22 protein-coding genes and 1 pseudogene are annotated in these 18,575 nt (G+C 29.6%); 14 read left to right on the top strand and 9 right to left on the bottom strand.

From position 1 onward, the window contains the following. Positions 1-26: 26 nt before the first annotated feature. Together ACP3TL_RS06250 and ACP3TL_RS06245 are read right to left on the bottom strand one after the other, a co-directional pair. Positions 27-440 carry a hypothetical protein gene (locus tag ACP3TL_RS06250; protein WP_285325574.1) on the bottom strand — a complete coding sequence of 138 codons (414 nt, stop codon included), beginning with the start codon at positions 438-440 and terminating at the stop codon, positions 27-29. Continuing rightward, a complete protein-coding gene (locus tag ACP3TL_RS06245) occupies positions 433-930 on the bottom strand; it encodes a hypothetical protein (protein ID WP_285325575.1) in 498 nt (165 codons plus the stop codon). Before ACP3TL_RS06245 ends, ACP3TL_RS06250 begins: the two co-directional genes overlap by 8 nt. Positions 931-1,052: 122 nt before the next feature. Between ACP3TL_RS06245 and ACP3TL_RS06240 the strand changes: the two are divergent. Beyond that, positions 1,053-1,175, top strand: a pseudogene (locus tag ACP3TL_RS06240) (YolD-like family protein); the annotation flags it as partial. 123 nt (positions 1,176-1,298) lie between these two features. Here the strand turns inward: ACP3TL_RS06240 and ACP3TL_RS06235 are convergent. The 4 genes from ACP3TL_RS06235 to ACP3TL_RS06220 all read right to left on the bottom strand — a co-directional run bounded on the left by ACP3TL_RS06235 (position 1,299) and on the right by ACP3TL_RS06220 (position 2,986). Then, positions 1,299-1,433: a hypothetical protein gene (locus ACP3TL_RS06235; protein ID WP_107517768.1), complete on the bottom strand. Its 135-nt coding sequence runs from the start codon at positions 1,431-1,433 to the stop codon at positions 1,299-1,301. A 13-nt stretch (positions 1,434-1,446) separates the two neighbouring features. Beyond that, positions 1,447-2,331, bottom strand: a complete 885-nt coding sequence (locus ACP3TL_RS06230) for a permease (RefSeq protein WP_285328684.1) — start codon at positions 2,329-2,331, stop codon at positions 1,447-1,449. 90 nt (positions 2,332-2,421) lie between these two features. Continuing rightward, the gene (locus ACP3TL_RS06225; RefSeq protein WP_069821051.1) at positions 2,422-2,742 is read right to left on the bottom strand and encodes an ArsR/SmtB family transcription factor; all 321 of its coding nucleotides are present in this window, start codon (positions 2,740-2,742) and stop codon (positions 2,422-2,424) included. 49 nt (positions 2,743-2,791) lie between these two features. Then, on the bottom strand, positions 2,792-2,986 hold the full coding sequence (locus tag ACP3TL_RS06220; protein ID WP_002509689.1) for a hypothetical protein: 195 nt from the start codon (positions 2,984-2,986) through the stop codon (positions 2,792-2,794). Positions 2,987-3,270: 284 nt separating this feature from the next. Here ACP3TL_RS06220 and arsD point away from each other — a divergent pair, with 284 nt between their 5' ends. From arsD to ACP3TL_RS06185, 7 genes are all read left to right on the top strand, one after another. Further along, a complete protein-coding gene (arsD, locus tag ACP3TL_RS06215) occupies positions 3,271-3,618 on the top strand; it encodes an arsenite efflux transporter metallochaperone ArsD (protein WP_069821052.1) in 348 nt (115 codons plus the stop codon). Continuing rightward, positions 3,599-5,326: an arsenical pump-driving ATPase gene (gene arsA / locus ACP3TL_RS06210; RefSeq protein WP_285336871.1), complete on the top strand. Its 1,728-nt coding sequence runs from the start codon at positions 3,599-3,601 to the stop codon at positions 5,324-5,326. The genes arsD and arsA overlap by 20 nt, the downstream gene beginning before the upstream one ends. Next, on the top strand, positions 5,326-6,990 hold the full coding sequence (locus tag ACP3TL_RS06205) for an FAD-dependent oxidoreductase (RefSeq protein ID WP_069821054.1): 1,665 nt from the start codon (positions 5,326-5,328) through the stop codon (positions 6,988-6,990). Before arsA ends, ACP3TL_RS06205 begins: the two co-directional genes overlap by 1 nt. Continuing rightward, entirely contained in the window at positions 6,987-7,301 is a 315-nt protein-coding gene (locus ACP3TL_RS06200) for an ArsR/SmtB family transcription factor (protein WP_013730040.1), read from the top strand. The genes ACP3TL_RS06205 and ACP3TL_RS06200 overlap by 4 nt, the downstream gene beginning before the upstream one ends. Next, positions 7,301-8,593 carry an arsenite efflux transporter membrane subunit ArsB gene (arsB, locus tag ACP3TL_RS06195; protein ID WP_176721779.1) on the top strand — a complete coding sequence of 431 codons (1,293 nt, stop codon included), beginning with the start codon at positions 7,301-7,303 and terminating at the stop codon, positions 8,591-8,593. Before ACP3TL_RS06200 ends, arsB begins: the two co-directional genes overlap by 1 nt. 18 nt (positions 8,594-8,611) lie before the next feature. Then, positions 8,612-9,004 carry an arsenate reductase (thioredoxin) gene (gene arsC, locus ACP3TL_RS06190; protein ID WP_069821056.1) on the top strand — a complete coding sequence of 131 codons (393 nt, stop codon included), beginning with the start codon at positions 8,612-8,614 and terminating at the stop codon, positions 9,002-9,004. Positions 9,005-9,091: 87 nt separating this feature from the next. Continuing rightward, positions 9,092-9,502: a YolD-like family protein gene (locus ACP3TL_RS06185; protein WP_069821063.1), complete on the top strand. Its 411-nt coding sequence runs from the start codon at positions 9,092-9,094 to the stop codon at positions 9,500-9,502. 34 nt (positions 9,503-9,536) lie between these two features. On the opposite strand, the gene ACP3TL_RS06180 is transcribed toward ACP3TL_RS06185, so the two are convergent. The 3 genes from ACP3TL_RS06180 to ACP3TL_RS06170 are packed head-to-tail and all read right to left on the bottom strand — an operon-like array spanning position 9,537 to position 13,089. Beyond that, complete coding sequence (locus ACP3TL_RS06180; protein ID WP_069821057.1) at positions 9,537-9,902, bottom strand: DUF6262 family protein; 366 nt, start codon at positions 9,900-9,902, stop codon at positions 9,537-9,539. 8 nt (positions 9,903-9,910) lie between these two features. Continuing rightward, a complete protein-coding gene (locus ACP3TL_RS06175) occupies positions 9,911-11,974 on the bottom strand; it encodes a site-specific integrase (RefSeq protein ID WP_069821058.1) in 2,064 nt (687 codons plus the stop codon). Between the two features lie 2 nt (positions 11,975-11,976). Continuing rightward, positions 11,977-13,089, bottom strand: a complete 1,113-nt coding sequence (locus ACP3TL_RS06170) for a tyrosine-type recombinase/integrase (protein ID WP_069821059.1) — start codon at positions 13,087-13,089, stop codon at positions 11,977-11,979. 187 nt (positions 13,090-13,276) lie between these two features. Between ACP3TL_RS06170 and ACP3TL_RS06165 the strand changes: the two genes are divergently transcribed. From ACP3TL_RS06165 to rsmB, 6 genes are all read left to right on the top strand, one after another. Continuing rightward, the gene (locus tag ACP3TL_RS06165; protein WP_426433220.1) at positions 13,277-13,555 is read left to right on the top strand and encodes a YolD-like family protein; all 279 of its coding nucleotides are present in this window, start codon (positions 13,277-13,279) and stop codon (positions 13,553-13,555) included. A gap of 1,059 nt (positions 13,556-14,614) precedes the next feature. Beyond that, positions 14,615-14,809: a helix-turn-helix domain-containing protein gene (locus tag ACP3TL_RS06160; RefSeq protein WP_069816107.1), complete on the top strand. Its 195-nt coding sequence runs from the start codon at positions 14,615-14,617 to the stop codon at positions 14,807-14,809. A gap of 89 nt (positions 14,810-14,898) precedes the next feature. Then, the gene (locus tag ACP3TL_RS06155) at positions 14,899-15,591 is read left to right on the top strand and encodes a GNAT family N-acetyltransferase (protein ID WP_069832889.1); all 693 of its coding nucleotides are present in this window, start codon (positions 14,899-14,901) and stop codon (positions 15,589-15,591) included. 260 nt (positions 15,592-15,851) lie between these two features. Next, positions 15,852-16,340 (top strand): peptide deformylase, encoded by a 489-nt coding sequence (locus ACP3TL_RS06150; protein ID WP_056935551.1) that lies wholly within the window; start codon positions 15,852-15,854, stop codon positions 16,338-16,340. Beyond that, positions 16,333-17,265 (top strand): methionyl-tRNA formyltransferase, encoded by a 933-nt coding sequence (gene fmt / locus ACP3TL_RS06145; RefSeq protein ID WP_069816484.1) that lies wholly within the window; start codon positions 16,333-16,335, stop codon positions 17,263-17,265. Before ACP3TL_RS06150 ends, fmt begins: the two co-directional genes overlap by 8 nt. Before the next feature lie 2 nt (positions 17,266-17,267). Continuing rightward, on the top strand, positions 17,268-18,575 hold the full coding sequence (gene rsmB / locus ACP3TL_RS06140) for a 16S rRNA (cytosine(967)-C(5))-methyltransferase RsmB (RefSeq protein ID WP_256092382.1): 1,308 nt from the start codon (positions 17,268-17,270) through the stop codon (positions 18,573-18,575).

Genomic DNA, 18,575 nt, shown 5'->3' with positions numbered 1-18,575 from the left:
AAAAGGTTAGAAAATCTGTCCTTTTTTTATATGAAGTGAAGTACAACTGGTACTGCTATACCAATCACTGTAACAGCTAGACCAAATACAGTTAGCGTTCTATTTTTAAATTCATTTATATCATCTTTGATTTCTTGTCTGCTGGTTGTAATATCATCTTTAATTTCTCTACGATTTTCATCTAACTTATCTATAATTCTATCAAATTTAGTATCTAAATGATTTTTGAAGTTTTCGTATTCTTCTCTTTTCACGTATTCGCTCATTTGTTTTCTACCTCCCAAATCTAAGGATCTCTCTTCATATTCCATTAAGGCTTCAATTGTAACTTTCTTTATCTCCATTATATCATATTTATTTAGTGTAGTAGCTTCGGGAATGGTTTTCCCAACGTCTGTTTCGTTCATACTTCTTACTAATGATAAATCGGGTCTACTCATTTAGATTTCCTCTTTTCATTAAGGATAAAGGGAAAGTAAATTTTGCTAATTCGTTTTCACTATCATTCAACATATAATGAAAATGATTCGTGAATACTTGAGATTCGCCGAAAGCATCAGGTAAGTACAAAATTTTTAAATATATATTATCTATATTGTTTATATCTATATCATGTGGAAGTCCCATTCCGTATGATTTTTTAAAATTTTCTCCATTCTTAATTTGTGTGCCTTGCATACCATCAAATCTCAGCTCTTTAGAAGGTAGTTCAGAATAAGTAAGTAAAATTATTCCATCTTTTTCTAAATCTCTAGTAGTTATATTTTCTAATCCGATAACATCGAACTGTAAAATTATAGACCAGTTATCATCCGATAAATCTTCAAAATTTTCTAGACTCTCTTTAAATTGTACATCGCCTTTTTCTTCGCCTGCATACAAAGCGCTATATTTTAAATTGGTTATAAAAAGTTTATCTTTTATTTTCATGTCATACCTCCTAAGAAAATTAATACATTGATACTATAATACTATTTTTAAACAATGAATGGAATGTATTTTTTTATTTACATATACGAACAAGTGTTCTATTATATTCATGAGGTGATTATATGATTATTAACCAAGATGCACCAGATGAATATAAATACGAATCCGATTATCGTAATATACCACGAGAATATTTAAACCCACGTATACCCGAAGGGCGTGGCATGGTTAAGTGGGCACCATTCATTATATGTATTTAATTAATACAAAAGCCGAATTAACAGTATTTTCAACATAGTATTTATGTATTATATGTTAAAACAATCTTAAAAAGGATACTGATTATGAAACCAGTATCCTTTTTAAGATTAACAGCATTTATTATTATCTTTTTCTTTTGCTTCCTCTTTTTCTTTTTTATTATCCGTGTTTTCTTCAATTTCTACTGAACAACATGACTGCTCTTGAGGTTTTAATTTTTTTAACGCGTCTTTGATACCCATTTACTTCACCTCCTTAAATGATTAAGTTAACAATTAGGCCTGTAGCAACTGCCACTACTAAAATTGCTATAACAAAAGATATTACAAATTTCTTTTTAAATAATTTGGACAACAATACGACTTCAGGAATACTTGCGCCTGCGCCACCTATAATTAATGCGACCACTGTACCTAAAGACATGCCTTTAGATACTAATGCTTCAGCTATAGGAAGCATCGTTTCTGGTCTAATATACATAGGTATACCAATAACAGAAGCAATAACAACAGAGATAATACCATCGCCACTCGCATATTGAGTTATAAATGTTTCTGGAATAAATCCATAAATAAATGCACCGACAAATACACCAATAATTAAATAAGGTAACATTGGATATAGGAAAGCCCAAGCATCATTTAAGGCTTGTTTAAAACGAGATCCTGATTTATTATTGAAAAATCCATCGCCTTTGACATTAACGCCTTTATAACTCTCTGCTAAATTCATTTTTGAAAAAACAAGACCAGTTAAAATGCTAAATATCGCTAATACAACAAAATAAACAACAGCAACTTTCCAACCTAATAGAATCCATAGCATAAATATCATGAGTGGATTCATGAGTGGCGAAGCGATTAGGAAACTCATAGCTGGACCAAACGGAACTTTAGAGTTTAACAAACCTGCAAGTATAGGGATAGTAGAACAAGAACAAAATGGTGTAATAGCACCAAAAATCATTCCTAATATATAGTTGGTTGCTTTATTTGGTTTGCTTAAAAGCTTTTGTATTTTATCTTCTGATACTACTTGTTGAATTAAACTTACAATAAAACTTACAACTATAAATAATGCTAACAATTCAAAAAATAACATTAAAAATGTTTTTATGAATTCTATGATTGAATCTGTCATTAGTATAACTCCTCTGAATTTATTTAATCAACTTTTTTTGATATATAAATTAAAAAAAGTTGATTAATATGATGTGTAATAAGATAAATCCTATAATATTTTACAGCAAGTATCTTCAGTTAATACAACTTGAATTTGTGCTTCATTGATTTTGTAGTAGTTCCAAGTACCATATTTTTCAGGTATTAAAATCTGTGCACTTACTAATTTTTTTAAATGATAAGAAATTTTAGATTGTTTTAAATCTAATAACGCTTCTAAATCACACACACATAATGATTTATTAGAACTCTGGCTAATTTGATTTAGTATTTTCAATCTGTTTTTGTCGGCAAGTGCATTAAACATGTTTTCATAAAAATCTAATTGTTGATCTTCATTCATATCAGTTTTTGCTTTAATAACTTCCATAAAAAGAACACCTCTTTTTTATAATATTTGATTAGAGTTTATATTATCTTTATTTCAATTCTTGTATTGCTTGTTTGTAGTTATTTTCTGTTGATTCACCATACTGATGAATATTACCTTTAAAGAACTCCTTCTCCATATATATTGTAGCTTCTTTTAAAGTGACTTCTCTTGATACCATAACAAGATTTAAATAACTTACAAAGTAACCAACAGATAAAGTACTTGCGTGGTTTACTCGCAATCAGGCACACCTCCTTATTGTCTAAATAATTTTATTCCATTTAATATATCAACTTTTTTTGATATATTAAATATAAATCAATATATACATTATTGCAAGATTAAAAAACTATAATTTTACATAAACTTAGACATGCTCCACAGCAATAGTAAAAATATTTTCTTCCTAGCTATATTATTAGAAACTCAAATTAAGTAAAATTTTAAAAATCCAAATCAATACATAGACACTAATCTATATAGATGTTAATCTATGGTAGTAAAATAATTAATGAGGTGAGTATAATGTTAAATATTGAAATATACGAAGAAGCTATGTGCTGTTCTACTGGCGTATGTGGTCCAGAACCGGATGAAACACTAATAAAGACGAACCAAATCAATGAATATTTAAAATCAAATCAAATAGAAGTTCAACGTTATAATATGAGTAATAATCCGAATGAATTTATTAAAAATAAAGAAGCTATTCGTTTAATTCAAGAAAAAGGTAATGAAGTTTTACCAATCACTTTTATAGAAGGCAATATAGCTAAAACGGGTACTTATATTACCCAAGAAGAAGCCGATGAAATTATTACGGTTAATCAGATGAGAAATGGAGGATGCTGTGGTGGAGATGGATGCTGTTAAATACTTAAATAAATTGAATTTAAATAATGTTGAGTTAACAAAATATTTGTTTTTTACTGGTAAAGGTGGCGTAGGCAAAACGACGATATCAAGTTCTATTGCTTTAAATTTAGCGAAGAATGGAAAGAAAGTAGCTTTAGTAAGTACTGATCCAGCTAGTAATTTACAAGATGTATTTCAAATGGAATTATCTAATAAATTAACTACATATCAACCTATACCTAATCTCTCTATAGCCAATTTTGACCCGATTGCTGCAGCAGACGATTATAAAGCACAAGCTATAGAACCTTATGAGGGCATTCTACCAGAAGATGTACTTTCTGAGATGAAAGAACAGTTAAGTGGTTCGTGTACAGTTGAAGTAGCAGCATTTAATGAATTCACTAATTTCTTATCCGACGAAACTTTAGAACAGGCATTTGATTTCATTATATTTGATACAGCTCCGACAGGTCACACACTGAGAATGCTTGAATTACCTTCTGCTTGGACAGATTATTTAAATACAACGAGTAATGACGCTTCTTGTTTAGGTCAATTATCGGGTTTAAATGAAAATAGAAGCAAATATAACTTAACACTTGAAAAATTACGCAACCAAGAAGATACGACAATGATATTAGTTGCTAAACCTAACCAATCATCTATATATGAAATTCAAAGAGCGCAACAAGAATTACAACAACTATCAATTTCTAAATTCTATATAGTCATTAACAACTATATAGAAGAAAGTCACGGTTTAATTTCGAGTCAAATGAAATCAGAACAAGATAAAAATATTAACCATTTTACTGAATGGTTAAATAACAATCATGCCTATTACGTTCCATATAAAAAACAGAAAGCAGAAAGTATAGAAAGTTTATCTAATCTATTAAATGATGATAACTTAATTGAAAATGATGAATTTATTGTTGAAGATCATCCGCAATTCAATAAATTAATAGATGAAATTGAAAATGGTAAAGTTCAATATTTATTTACAATGGGAAAAGGTGGCGTTGGTAAAACGGCAGTAGCAACGCAATTAGCTACAGCATTATCTAATAAAGGACATCGTATTCTTTTAGCAACGACTGACCCTACTAAAGAAATTAATGTTGAAACCACAAGTAATTTAAATACTGCTTATATTGATGAAGAACAAGCATTAGAAAAGTATAAAAAAGAAATACTAGCCACAGTGAATGATGATACACCACAAGACGATATTGATTATATTGTGGAAGATTTAAAATCACCTTGTACAGAAGAAATAGCATTTTTCAAAGCCTTTAGTGACATTATGGAGAATCAAGAAGACATGGATTACGTAATTGTAGATACAGCTCCTACAGGCCATACCTTGCTGTTACTTGATTCTAGTGAAAATCATCATAAAGAACTAAAGAAAAAATCAACTCAAACTACCAGTAATGTTGAAACATTATTACCCAAAATTCAAAATAAAAATTTAACACAGATGATAATCGTAACACTAGCAGAAAAAACACCTTATTTAGAATCTAAACGTTTAGTAGAAGATTTAAATAGAGCTAATATAGGCCATAATTGGTGGGTTGTTAATCAATCGTTAGTTACGCTAAATCAACGTGATGACCTTTTTAGTAACAAAAAAGAAGATGAATCAATTTGGATAAACAAGATTAAAAATGAAAGTCTTGATAATTATTTTGTCATACCTTATGGAGGGTTATCATAATGAAAAAAATTGTAATCATTGGTTCAGTTGCTGCCGGTACAAGTGTCGCGGCTAAAGCAAGAAGAAATAGTGAAGATGTGGAAATTACCGTTTTTGATAAAGATAGTGATATTTCGTATTCAGTATGTGGTATTCCCTACTATATAGGCGGTAATGTATCTGATATTGATGAACTCACGCCACGAAATGCTAAATGGTTTAAAGAGCGCTTTAATATAGATATTTATACAAAATATGAAGTGAATCAGATAAATGATACTGATCAAACAATAACAGTTACCAATTTAGTAAATGATGAAAAGATGATTCAAGAATATGACGAATTAGTATTAGCAACAGGTTCATCGCCTAAAGAACTTCCTCAATTAAATAGCGAAGAATATAACAATGTGTTTAAAGTTAAAAATATTAATGATGCGAAAGCAATTTATAATTATATTGAGGGCAATGATGTTCAGAATATAACAATCATTGGTGGTGGATTTATTGGTCTAGAGATGTTAGAACAATTATCTAATTACAATACTTCAATTGTTCAACGTAGTACTTTTATGCCTCATTTAGACTACGATATCAGTTTTATGATTCAAGAATATATTGAAGATAAAGCTAACGTATATACCTATAATGAAATAGATATTATTGATTATGATGAAAATCATACAATAAATAGAGTGAGCTTAAAAACTGGCGAATTAATTGATACAGATTTAATCATTATTGGGATTGGTGTCACACCAAATACTAAATTAGCTAAAGAAATTGGTATTAATATTGGAAAATCTGGAGCAATACAAACCAATAAGTATTTTGAAACAAATATTCCTCACATATATGCAATTGGTGATGTAGCAGAAAGTTATAATTTAATTACTGGTAACCCTATATATAGACCGCTAGGTTCTACAGCAAATAAAATGGGACGTATTTTAGGAGATCGATTAACTGGTGGAAATCTAGAACATAAAGGTATTTTAGGAACAGGCATTGTTCGTATATTTGATATGACAATTGCCCAAACAGGCTTAACTGAAAAAGAAGCTATTGATTTAGATATTGATATTGACGTATTACACAATGTGAAACCGAATCGTCCAGAATATATGCAAGGCCAAGAAATGGTAATTAAAGCTATATTTGATAAAAACAATTCTAAATTACTTGGTGCCCAAATTATTGGGTATGAAGGTGTAGATAAGAGAATAGATGTACTAGCTACTGCTATAACGTTTGGTGCCAATGCAGAAGATTTATTTCATTTAGATTTAGCATATGCACCTCCTTTTTCTACAACTAAAGATCCTGTTATTTATACAGGGATGATTGGACACAATATTACTCGAGGACGCAAAATTATAACGCCTGAAGAAGTTATAAAACAAAATAATGATTTATTGATTTTAGATGTACGTTCTCCAAAGCAATTTGAAGTTGATCATGTTGATGGAGCGATTAACGTCCCATTGAAAACGTTGAGAAGTTATGCAAAAACATTAGATGAAAATCAAAAGATAGTGACTTATTGTAATAAAGGTACTACTGGGAATGCTGCACAAAACGTACTTATTAATTTAGGTTTTAAACAAGTGTTTAATTTGTCAGGTGGTAATAAAAATTATCAACGTTATAAAAGGTTTCAAGTAGAAAGGAAGAAGAAAAATTGAATTATAAAGAAATATCACAATACTTAAAAGTGATTGCTGATAGTAGCCGTCTTGAAATATTAGATTTGTTATCTTGTGGTGAATTATGCGCTTGTGATTTATTAGAGCATTTTTCTTTTTCTCAACCCACATTAAGTCATCATATGAAAGTATTAAAAGACAATAATTTAATTACATCCAGAAAAGATGGTAATAAAAATTTATACAAATTGAATCATGACGTATTAGATGACGTTACATCACGACTGACTCTATTGGGTTCCAGTACAGTCCCATGTATATGTGAAACAGTAGAGAAAGGTGAGTGTTAATTATGATGATATTAGCAATCACAATATTTGTATTAACGTTAATTTTTGTTATATGGCAACCTAAAGGTCTAGATATTGGTATTACTGCATTAATTGGTGCTGTAGTGGCTATAATTACTGGTGTTGTGAGTTTTTCAGATGTACTGGAAGTTACTGGAATCGTTTGGAATGCGACTTTAACGTTTGTTGCAGTTATTCTTATTTCACTCATATTAGATGAAATTGGCTTCTTTGAATGGTCTGCTATACATATGGTGAGAGCATCAAAGGGTAATGGCTTGAAAATGTTTATCTTTATCATGCTCTTAGGTTCAGTTGTAGCAGCCTTCTTCGCAAATGATGGTGCGGCTTTAATACTGACGCCTATTGTTTTAGCAATGGTACGTAGTCTAGGTTTTGATAAAAAAGCGATATTTCCATTTATTATTGCTAGTGGTTTTATTGCAGATACCACATCATTACCACTTATTGTTAGTAATTTAGTTAATATTGTTTCTGCTGATTACTTTGATATTGGATTTGTTGAGTACTTCAGTAAAATGATTATACCTAATATATTCTCTTTAATCGCAAGTATTCTTGTCTTATGGCTTTATTTTAGAAAGTCTATCCCAAGAAAATTTGATGCAGTAAATATTAGAGAACCAAAAGAAGCGATTAAGGACAAAAAGCTTTTTAACATCTCGTGGATTGTACTCACTGTATTGCTAGTTGGTTATTTAATAAGTGAGTTTATAAATATTCCAGTATCAATTATTGCTGGTATCATTGCTTTAATATTTGTATTATTAGCACGTAAATCTAAGGCTGTTCATACGAAACAAGTAATTAAAGGTGCACCATGGAATATTGTTTTATTCTCTATTGGTATGTATCTTGTGGTATTTGGTCTAAAAAATGTGGGCATTACAACGCTTCTTGGTGATGTACTAACAAATATTTCAAGTTATGGCTTATTTAGTAGTATCATGGGCATGGGTTTTATAGCTGCATTCCTTTCATCTATTATGAACAACATGCCAACTGTTTTAATAGATGCAATAGCGATTGGTCAATCTCAAACAACAGGCATACTCAAGGAAGGTATGATTTATGCGAATGTTATCGGATCTGATTTAGGACCTAAAATAACACCCATTGGTTCGTTAGCAACACTTCTCTGGTTACATGTACTTACTCAAAAAGGTGTTAAAATTTCTTGGGGAACATACTTTAAAACCGGTATTATTATAACGATTCCGGTATTATTTATTACACTGTTAGGGTTATATCTAACACTTATTATTTTCTAAAAAGAGAGGAAACTATTTATGGATAAAAAAACAATTTACTTTATATGTACTGGTAATTCTTGTCGCAGTCAAATGGCTGAAGGTTGGGGTAAACAAATACTTGGCGATAAATGGAATGTATATTCTGCCGGTATTGAAACACATGGTGTAAATCCTAAGGCAATAGAAGCTATGAAAGAAGTGGATAATGACATATCAAACCATACTTCTGATTTAATCGATAATAAAATTTTAAAACAATCAGATCTCGTTGTTACACTTTGTAGTGACGCTGATGAAAATTGTCCAGTCATCCCACCTAATGTAAAAAAAGAACATTGGGGCTTTGATGATCCAGCTGGTAAAGCTTGGTCAGAATTTCAACGTGTAAGAGATGAAATTGGCGATACAATAAAACAATTTAATCAATAGCATAATAAAAAGACTATCCAGAATGATAGTCTTTTTTCACTTGAATTAATAGAACATATGTTCTACTATTGATATGAGGTGATCTTTATTATTCCAAATCCTAATGCTCCAGATAAATATAAATACGAAACAGATTACAGAAAAATACCAAGAGAATATTTAAATCCTAAAATCCCACAAGGTCGTGGAAAAATCAAATGGCAAGCTTTTGCCACGCTCCCCCAACAATTCGAAATTTTAAATAAGTTTATCAAAGACCAAAATAAGGATGACAAACCTTTATTAACAGAGGATACTTTGACTAATATAAACTATGTTTTCCAATATAAATTACATACTGGTGAATTAAGTTCTATTGATTATTGGAAAGATGGGTATATTTTTAATTATACTGGGAAAATTTTACAAATTGATACAATCAACAATTCTTTTACTTTACTTGATAAAAAAAATAAAGTCCATAAATTATCTAATAATAACGTTTGTCATATTATTTAAAGATATGACAAACGTTATTATTAATAGGATTATTTTAAATTTCCTCATACATCTTGGAGTATAAAGTACTAAGTTCTTCTTTTAGAGACTTTTTCTCTTTTTCTAATGAATTTACTTTCCTCTTCAACGAAGCAATTAATGCATCTTTTCCGTCACTTTTATTTTTATTCACAAATATTTCTTTGTTTTTTTCACGTAACTCTTCGATTCTTTTACGAATTTCATTATTGTTATATAAAGTGGCTTTAGAGACACTTGAATGTTTTGAAACAATATTAAAATTAATTTCTTCCTTCCTTTGAATCAAATCGTTTATTGCTGTAGTAACTTTTCTCTCAGTGTTAGCTTTCCGCTCTGCATGTAACTGTTTCAATTGTTCTTTCCTGTTAAAATTTTCCATATTAACCTCTATACTTTTAGTCTATTACTTCTACCAAATATAATACTTCCATCCTTTATACTACCTAAGATTTCTTCGTATTTATTTAATATATTAGTATGCTTTTCAACCATGTCTTTTCTATTATAATTTTTAGCTAATTCTATTGACTTAACTGTTGATTTGATATGTAATTCATATTTTTCAACGTCTAAATCAGAAAAGCCAATAGCTAAATCCTTACATGGTTTACCAGAATTACATGTTAAACATGGGGGTGCTTCCATATAAGGACAATCACCATTCAATCTAGCATGACATGTGCCATAAGGGTTGTCCATTGCGTTTAATTTATGTTCTTGCCATAAAGAATTTAATGTTTTTTCTGATAGTTCACTACTATGCTGTATATTTTTGATTTTACCATCGACATCGAAACTAAAGGCACCTTGATCAATAACTGATTCAAAAGCCTTTCTTTTTGTATCATCAAGTAATTTAGCATATCTAAGAGTCATTTCAGGTGAAGAATGTGCTAATAATTCTTGTATTGTTAATATATCTGCTCCGCCATTTAATAATTTTACTGCATAAGTATGTCTAAATTGATGAGTTTTAAAATGAAATATTTCACCTTGCTCATCAACAATATTTTTAGTTTTTGCTAAATGATTTAAATGAGCCCTAACCATATGCTGTGTGAAAGGCATCCCTTTTCTTTTTCCTTTGTAAATAGCGAAAATGTAATTATTGGGATTATTATCTTTTGTACTATTTATTTTAGAATTAGCTATTAAAACTGCTACTATATCAGCCAATTTGTCATCAATTGGTATTCTATGTCCTTTTACAAAGGTTTTAGCAATATCAGTAATTATTGAAAATTTCCCATTAACTTTTGCAAGGCAACTATTTTCTAAAGTTAATACATCAGAAATTCTCAGACCCGTTTTAAAAGCTACCCAAACCACTGGTATTAAATCTTTATGCAAATCATTTATATGCTCAAAAAGCTGTTCAAGTACAAAATCAGGAATATAATCAATTTGGCTATTGTTTTTCTTTTCATACCTAGGAAAGTCTTGTGGGTAAATTAAAAAACGAATGTCCTGTGATGGAGCTATATTATAATTTTGCATAGTGATATCATTTAGGAACCTTCTAATTGCTTTTAATTCTTCTTTTACAAAATTATTCGAACTTTTTACATTTTTGCTATTAGCATATTCAAATAAAAAATCTATATATGATTCGATATGATATCTATCTAATTTATTTAAATCAGACCATGTTTTTTCTTTTTCAGTTATACTTTGGAAAAATCTAGTTAATATTCTTATATAATATCTTGCAGTACCAAATGCTATGTCACCAGTTAGCAAACGATTTTTCAAATATTTTTTTGTTGCTTCTCGTATTTTGATTGAATCAATTTTTTCAAAGTTCAAATAGTGACCAGTAAGTGTTTTATTATAACTCAGTCCATACTTTTCTAAGTTCCTAATATCCCATTTATCTTTTTCCCATTCTTCTCTCTTATCAATAAATTTTTTCAGATTAATATACATGTTCTTTAAAAAAGAAGCTAAACCACTTTTATATTCATATTCACCAAAAACGATTGTTGATGATTGTCTTTTTATTGGAATATTATTTTTGGTTAACCATTTAAACCAGTCTTTTTCTAATATATTAATATCACAATCTAGTAAAGAATTTAAATCAGGATAAGCATCATTAAAGAACTCAGTGACTTTATTGAGTTTCACAGCTCCAGAATTAAATACACTACCTAAAGACCAATCCTCTTTAACCAAAAGTTTCAAAAAAATGTATTTAAATTCTAAATTCAAATTTTTATTATTAATCCTAAAAAATATATTTTTCCTTTTGTCTTTATAGCTTTTAAGATTATCTTGAAATTGCTTGAATTTATTAAAAGATGAAATATGCCATACATCATGTTTAAAAAAGTAATCATCATAAATTTCAGTTATTAAAATTTCTCCTTTTATATTTATCGTTCTACTTTGTATTGTGCATAATTCATCAACCAAAATGTTGTTTGTAGGTAAATTAAGTGGCATTGACATAGTTATTCCCCTTTATTAAAAACTTGAAATTGATGTTTTACTTTATCCCAATCATCACGTATATCTTCTTCGGTTGGGTGAACATATAAATTAATGGTAGTTTGTATATTACTATGACCAAGTCTTTCTTGAACTTGCTTAATATCTTTCGTTTCATTGTAAAAAATAGTTGCATGTGTATGACGGAATAAATGAGGATGGACGTTTATAGATGTTTTATATTTTAATCTTTTAAATAATGAAGATATATCATTATAATGCATAGCTTCTCCCACATTCTTACCTTTTAATTTTACAAAAAGATAATCAGAACATATGGAAAGATCATCAATTATTTCATATACATAATCATCATATAGATCAATTAAAGATTGAGATATAAAAATTTTCCTCTCTCCAGTTTTTAAATATGAATCGTTACTATTGTTTCTGTTTTTCAAAACTATTTGGTGGCCTTTCCTAAAATCAAATTTGATATCACCAATACGTAACGATAGTACTTCTCCAATGCGTAATCCAGTTTCATATAATAATTGGATTAAAAATTCATCTCTTATATTATTAGCTGCTTCTAATAATATCTTTATTTCCGCCTTAGTTAGTACTTCTAATTTTCTCTTTGGTTCTTTAACTTTCAAAATATTTTTTAACGTTCCATAATCTTTGTTTACATGATGCATAAAACTTTTATATTTTTTATGATGTTTACCTTTAGTATTTAAAAAATCATAAAAATTAACTTCTAATTTTTTACTTCTATAAAGATAGTCGTAAAAATTGGACACTACAGTAATAGTCAGATTAATTGTCTTGGCACTACTTTTTGATTCTTTTTGGTTATAAGGAAGAACATTTTCATATTCAAAAGGTGCTCTCATCCATCTTACAAAATCAACAAAATCATCAAAACTAACATCTCGATGTTTTATTTCCTTATACTCTAGATATATAAAAAATTTTTTTAGTGCGTAAGCATAAGTTTTCTTAGTATTCCGACTTTTCTTGACACTATCCAGATATTTCAAATAGCGTACTGCATCTATTATAGGTTCATTATTACTATCTAAAATCATAAAATTAATACCATTCTTAGATTTCACTTCTACTATTTTCATAATAATCTCATTTCTAATTTTATTAGAATAAGTATACACTATTATGGCACGCTTTCATATTAAACATATTGAACGTAATAAAAAAGAACTGCTTAATATTTATAATATGTTTATTTCTTCTTAAAAATACAACCATATTATACAAATTAGTCTATATTTTATAAAATACACATAACCGTTTTCCACAATACCTGAACAACATGAGCGTTTGAAAGAATATATGCAAGACCAAAACAAAATAGAAAAGCCCGAATTAAGCGATGACCAATTAAATATATTAAATGATACATTGATATTTAAAATGTACAACGATCCAGCGATAGAAGTTAGATACTTTGTAAAAGGTTATATTCAAACAATAGAAGGTTACATACACAAAGTAGATGTTCATACACAATTACTCTATTTATATGAAGAAACTGGTTTAAGTAAGATAAATTTAAAGGATATTGTGGAAATAAAATAAAAATAATGTTAATTTGAGTATAGGGTTTGCGAAGGCCCCTAACTTTTTATTGTTTAACTCTTTTCCGTATACTTTTAAGTGTACAGTCGCCTTTCGAGGCGGCTATTTTTTATGCAATAAAATAACCCACCTAAATGAATAGATGGATATTTTAAGGGCAAAAAAAGGGCAGATTAATTAGAAAAGGGCAAACACTGTGGGAATTTATAATTAGTGTAATACCCTTAAAACATTGATATGATAGCTTTTATAGACACTGTGAAACAATGGTAAAATAGACTTTTTAATCCCCAAATGATGATGTAAGTAATTTGGTTGAATATATTGACTACAGGTGACCCAAAGTTTACAGCGGTTTGTATAATTAAATAAATTTCAAAAAAGGACAAATAGTTTAACTTGAGACGTTTTTAAAGTCTTAGTTAACTGTTTGTCTTTTTTAGTGTTATATATATGAGTGATTGTTTACAATGTCGGTTAATATATTTGGCATCCGTCGATTTGCATCAGTGAAATATTATATTGGAGGAGTTTTTGTGAGGAAAATACAAATCATTAATATTGCTAATGATTATAAATAGCATCTATAAAGGGGAATAAATACGCTAAAAACATAAGTATTACTAGAATAGCTATAAACCAGTTTTCTTTATCCAAACTTATTCATCCTTTGTAAAAGTATATGGTAACCATATTATAAAAGAATAACTAAAATCAATAACATAGGGTGAATGTAATTAAATCTTTAAGTTAAATTAACAATGTTATTAAAAGTAAATAGCGAGCTACCATTTATTATAAAGGTCTTTTTAACTTTTTATTTTTAAAATTAAAAATGTCTATAACAATTGTTATGTATGTAATTTTAATATATAAAAAACATATCAAATTTAAAATTTGCATTTAATGCTTTGTACAGTTATATTGAATAGTAACGAGTCCAATATAAATTGATATCGAACTTATTTAAAATAAAGGTCTGAGATTTTAAAATCAACAATAAAATACAATGGTGGGTATTTTTCATCATGTAAATATAATATCTAAGGGGATTTGTCTATGAGTTTAATGAATATGAGAGAAGCTACAGGATTAAGTATAGTTGAATTATCAAATCGCATCGCATCTTTATATAATACGAAATTAAGTCCTGAATTAATTGAACGCATAGAAAGTAAGCAAACGAAATTAAAAAATGAAGATGCACAAATATTGGCCGAATTTTTTAATACAACCTCTGAAGATTTAATGTAAATCAAATAGACTTAAAAATTCATCCAAATGAGTGTATAATGAGCTATAAATTTCGGCATAGTACGAGTCAATAAAGGGGCGGTATGGCAATGGTATATAATGAATACAATCAACCAATTGGTGATATAATAAATGATTTTGAATTGCCAGGTTTTCCTAAAGCAAAGTCATTGAAAGGACAATATAGTCGCTTGGAAAAATTGTCAACACAACATATCGATGATTTATTCAATCATTTTAGCGTAGAAGAAGATGCCCCGAATTGGACATATCTACCTGATGAACAAACTCAAGATTTTAACCAATTTAAAGTCTACATAAATAATAAAATTAAATCGAAAGACCCCTATTTCTTTTCAATTATTGACAACGAAACGGATGAAGCGGTTGGTATTTTGTCATTGTTAAGAATAAATCAAAAAAATGCATCTATCGAAGTGGGCCATATTCATTATTCAAATGTTTTAAAACAGTCACGTATTGCAACTGAGGTCCAATATTTATTAGCAAATTATGTATTTGAAACATTAGGTTATAGAAGATATGAATGGAAATGTGATGCTTTGAATCAACCTTCTATTAAGGCGGCCAAAAGACTTGGATTTAGATATGAAGGTATCTTTAGAAATCATACAATTTATAAAAATAGAAATAGAGATACATGTTGGTTATCTATGATAGAAAGTGAATGGTATGAATATAAAATTAAGTTTGAAAAATGGCTGAATCCTTATAATTTTGATGAGTTTGGCAAACAGCTCACTAGATTGTCTATGGACTAGAAGAAAGAAAACCAAAATTTATATAACCGAAGTATATGTAAAACGAAGGAAATATTTTATTGTAAACCGATAAAATATTTCCTTTTTTTTCTTTGGAATTGTTAAGCTATATGTAGTATTAAAAACGCATGAAATATATTTTTAAATTGAAATATAAACGGCTAGTACAGCTATTTCAATTAGCTGTTGCACAATGCATGATGCATTTTTGGTCAAAATAAGTTATAATGATATGATGAATTTTTGTGAGGAGAAATATGATGACAATTAAACAGCTTGTTACGAGTCAACACCCAATTCTAAAAAGATCAATACCTGATGTTACTTTATTTGACGCTCAATTAGCGGAGTTGTTACTCGATTTAGAAGATACAATGTATGACGTAGGTGCATCCGCTATATGTGCACCACAAATTGGTATATCGCAAAAAGTAGCGATTATAGATATGGAAGTAGATGGCTTGTTACAACTGATTAATCCTCAATTAATAAGCGAATCTAATGAGAAAGTTACAGATTTAGAAGGATCTATTAGTATACCTAACGTATATGGTGAAGTGACAAGAAGTAAAATGATCGTTGTTAAAAGTAATGATAAAAATGGTAATGAAGTTGAAATGACCGCATATGATGATATTGCACGTATGATATTACATATGATTGACCATTTTGAAGGTAAGTTATTTACTGAGCGCGTAAGTAAATTTTTAAGTGAAGCTGAAATGGAGGCGTATTTTGACAATGAGTAAAATAATATTTATGGGGACACCTGATTTTTCAACTAAAGTTTTAGAAATGCTAATTGCTGAACATGATGTAATCGCAGTTGTAACGCAACCTGATAGACCAGTTGGTAGAAAACGTACGCTTACACCACCACCTGTAAAAAAAGTGGCAGTAGCACATGACATTGCGGTCTACCAGCCAGAAAAATTAGCACAATCAGAAGACTTAAAAGTACTTATTGATTTAAATGCAGACCTAATCGTCACAGCAGCTTTTGGACAAATATTACCAGAAACATTATTAGCATCACCTAAACTGGGTGCGATTAATGTCCACGCCTCATTGTTACCTAAATATAGAGGTGGCGCTCCAATTCATCAAGCGATTATTGATGGTGAAAAGGAAACAGGAATATCTATTATGTATATGGTTAAAAAATTAGATGCTGGTGATATTATATCTCAACGCGCTATCGAGATAGAACAGCAAGATGATGTAGGTACGATGCACGAGAAATTGAGTTTTTTAGGTGCAAACTTACTGAAAGAAACGTTGCCATCTATAATAAGTGGCACGAACGACAGTATTGCTCAAAATGAAAGTGAAGCAACATTTGCCTCTAATATTAATCGTGAAGACGAGAAAATTGATTGGACACTTTCAGCAGAACAGATATATAACCATATTCGCGGCCTGTCACCATGGCCTGTTGCTTATACAGTAATGGATGACGGAAATTTAAAAATATATGCATCTAGAATTGAAAAAGATAAAACTGGAGAACCAGGTACGATTATAGAAACAACTAAAAAAGCAATTATCGTCGCGACTGGTTCCAAAGATGCTATTGCTTTAACAGACATACAAGTTGCAGGTAAAAAACGAATGCTTGCTGCAAATTACTTAAGTGGAGTGCAAACGCCACTCGTTGGGAAGGTATTATTATGACAATAGACACGAACGTACGACAATTAGCGTTTGAAACTTTACAAGACATCATAAATGACAAAGCTTATAGCAATATCATCATTAATGAAGTTTTATCTAATAATGAATTAAATCGTGCAGATAAGGGATTATTTACTGAACTCGTTTATGGCACATTAAAAAGAAAGTTTTCGCTGGATTATCTATTAAAACCTTTCGTTCAAACGAAGCTCAAAGGTTGGGTAAGACAATTACTATGGATGAGTATTTATCAATACGTTTATTTAGACAAGGTTCCTGAACATGCGATTATTAACGAAGCAGTAGAAATTGCTAAACGTAAGGGCGGACCGCATAACGGTAACGTAGTAAATGGTATATTACGTAATATTATGCGCAGTGATTTGCCAGACTTCACTGAAATCACTGATGATAAAAAAAGAATCGCTATCGAATACAGTTTGCCAAAATGGTTAGTAGATCATTGGTCGACACACTTTGGTATTGAAAAAACTGAAGCAATCGCGGAATCATTTTTAACAAAAGTAGCGACAACTGTACGTGTGAATTTAACAAGAATTTCAATTGAAGATGCAATTAGAAGATTAGTTGAAGATGATTATATCGTGGAACAAGATAATGAAATTGATACATGTTTGCACATCAGTGGCAAACCAATTATCGAATCACGTATGTTCAAAGATGGTTTAGTTTCTATCCAAGATAAAAGTTCTATGTTCGTTGCGGAATTAATGGGATTAACTGAGGGCGACGAAGTATTAGATGCATGTAGTGCGCCAGGTGGAAAAGCGTGCCATATTGCAGAAGTATTAAATGGCACAGGACATATTGATGCAACTGATATCTATGAACATAAGATAGATTTGATAGATTTCAATATTAAAAAATTACGATTGTCTAACATTTCTGCTTTTGAACACGACGCGACTGAAAAATATGGTAAAGTGTATGATAAGATTTTAGTTGATGCACCATGTAGTGGCTTAGGTGTCCTAAGACACAAACCTGAAATTAAATATGAACAATCGCAACAATCGATTCAATCATTAGTTGAAATTCAATTGGAAATTTTAAATAATGTGAAAGATAATTTAAAACCAGGTGGCACGTTAGTCTATTCTACATGCACAATTGAACAATTAGAAAATGAGAATGTAGTATATACATTTTTAAAAGATAATAAAGATTTTGAATTTGACACATTTGAACACCCGATTACTGGAGAAAAAGTGAAAACGATGCAAGTACTACCTCAAGATTTCAACTCTGATGGCTTTTTCATTACTAGGATTAGAAGAAAGGAAAATTAA

Origin of the sequence: Staphylococcus caseorum, from assembly GCF_049943195.1 — a bacterium.
GTDB classification, from domain to species: Bacteria; Bacillota; Bacilli; order Staphylococcales; family Staphylococcaceae; genus Staphylococcus; species Staphylococcus equorum_A.
The sequence above is the reverse complement of the archived record's forward strand: the minus strand, read 5'-3'. Positions and strand labels throughout refer to the sequence as shown.

Excerpts from the sequence above, each read along its gene's own strand:
- ACP3TL_RS06250 (WP_285325574.1), bottom strand. The coding sequence starts at position 440 with ATGAGTAGACCCGATTTATCATTAGTAAGAAGTATGAACGAAACAGAC.
- ACP3TL_RS06245 (WP_285325575.1), bottom strand. The coding sequence starts at position 930 with ATGAAAATAAAAGATAAACTTTTTATAACCAATTTAAAATATAGCGCT.
- ACP3TL_RS06235 (WP_107517768.1), bottom strand. The coding sequence starts at position 1,433 with ATGGGTATCAAAGACGCGTTAAAAAAATTAAAACCTCAAGAGCAGTCA.
- ACP3TL_RS06230 (WP_285328684.1), bottom strand. The coding sequence starts at position 2,331 with ATGACAGATTCAATCATAGAATTCATAAAAACATTTTTAATGTTATTT.
- ACP3TL_RS06225 (WP_069821051.1), bottom strand. The coding sequence starts at position 2,742 with ATGGAAGTTATTAAAGCAAAAACTGATATGAATGAAGATCAACAATTA.
- arsD (WP_069821052.1), top strand. The coding sequence starts at position 3,271 with ATGTTAAATATTGAAATATACGAAGAAGCTATGTGCTGTTCTACTGGC.
- ACP3TL_RS06205 (WP_069821054.1), top strand. The coding sequence starts at position 5,326 with ATGAAAAAAATTGTAATCATTGGTTCAGTTGCTGCCGGTACAAGTGTC.
- arsC (WP_069821056.1), top strand. The coding sequence starts at position 8,612 with ATGGATAAAAAAACAATTTACTTTATATGTACTGGTAATTCTTGTCGC.
- ACP3TL_RS06180 (WP_069821057.1), bottom strand. The coding sequence starts at position 9,902 with ATGGAAAATTTTAACAGGAAAGAACAATTGAAACAGTTACATGCAGAG.
- ACP3TL_RS06175 (WP_069821058.1), bottom strand. The coding sequence starts at position 11,974 with ATGTCAATGCCACTTAATTTACCTACAAACAACATTTTGGTTGATGAA.
- ACP3TL_RS06170 (WP_069821059.1), bottom strand. The coding sequence starts at position 13,089 with ATGAAAATAGTAGAAGTGAAATCTAAGAATGGTATTAATTTTATGATT.
- ACP3TL_RS06160 (WP_069816107.1), top strand. The coding sequence starts at position 14,615 with ATGAGTTTAATGAATATGAGAGAAGCTACAGGATTAAGTATAGTTGAA.
- ACP3TL_RS06155 (WP_069832889.1), top strand. The coding sequence starts at position 14,899 with ATGGTATATAATGAATACAATCAACCAATTGGTGATATAATAAATGAT.
- ACP3TL_RS06150 (WP_056935551.1), top strand. The coding sequence starts at position 15,852 with ATGACAATTAAACAGCTTGTTACGAGTCAACACCCAATTCTAAAAAGA.
- fmt (WP_069816484.1), top strand. The coding sequence starts at position 16,333 with ATGAGTAAAATAATATTTATGGGGACACCTGATTTTTCAACTAAAGTT.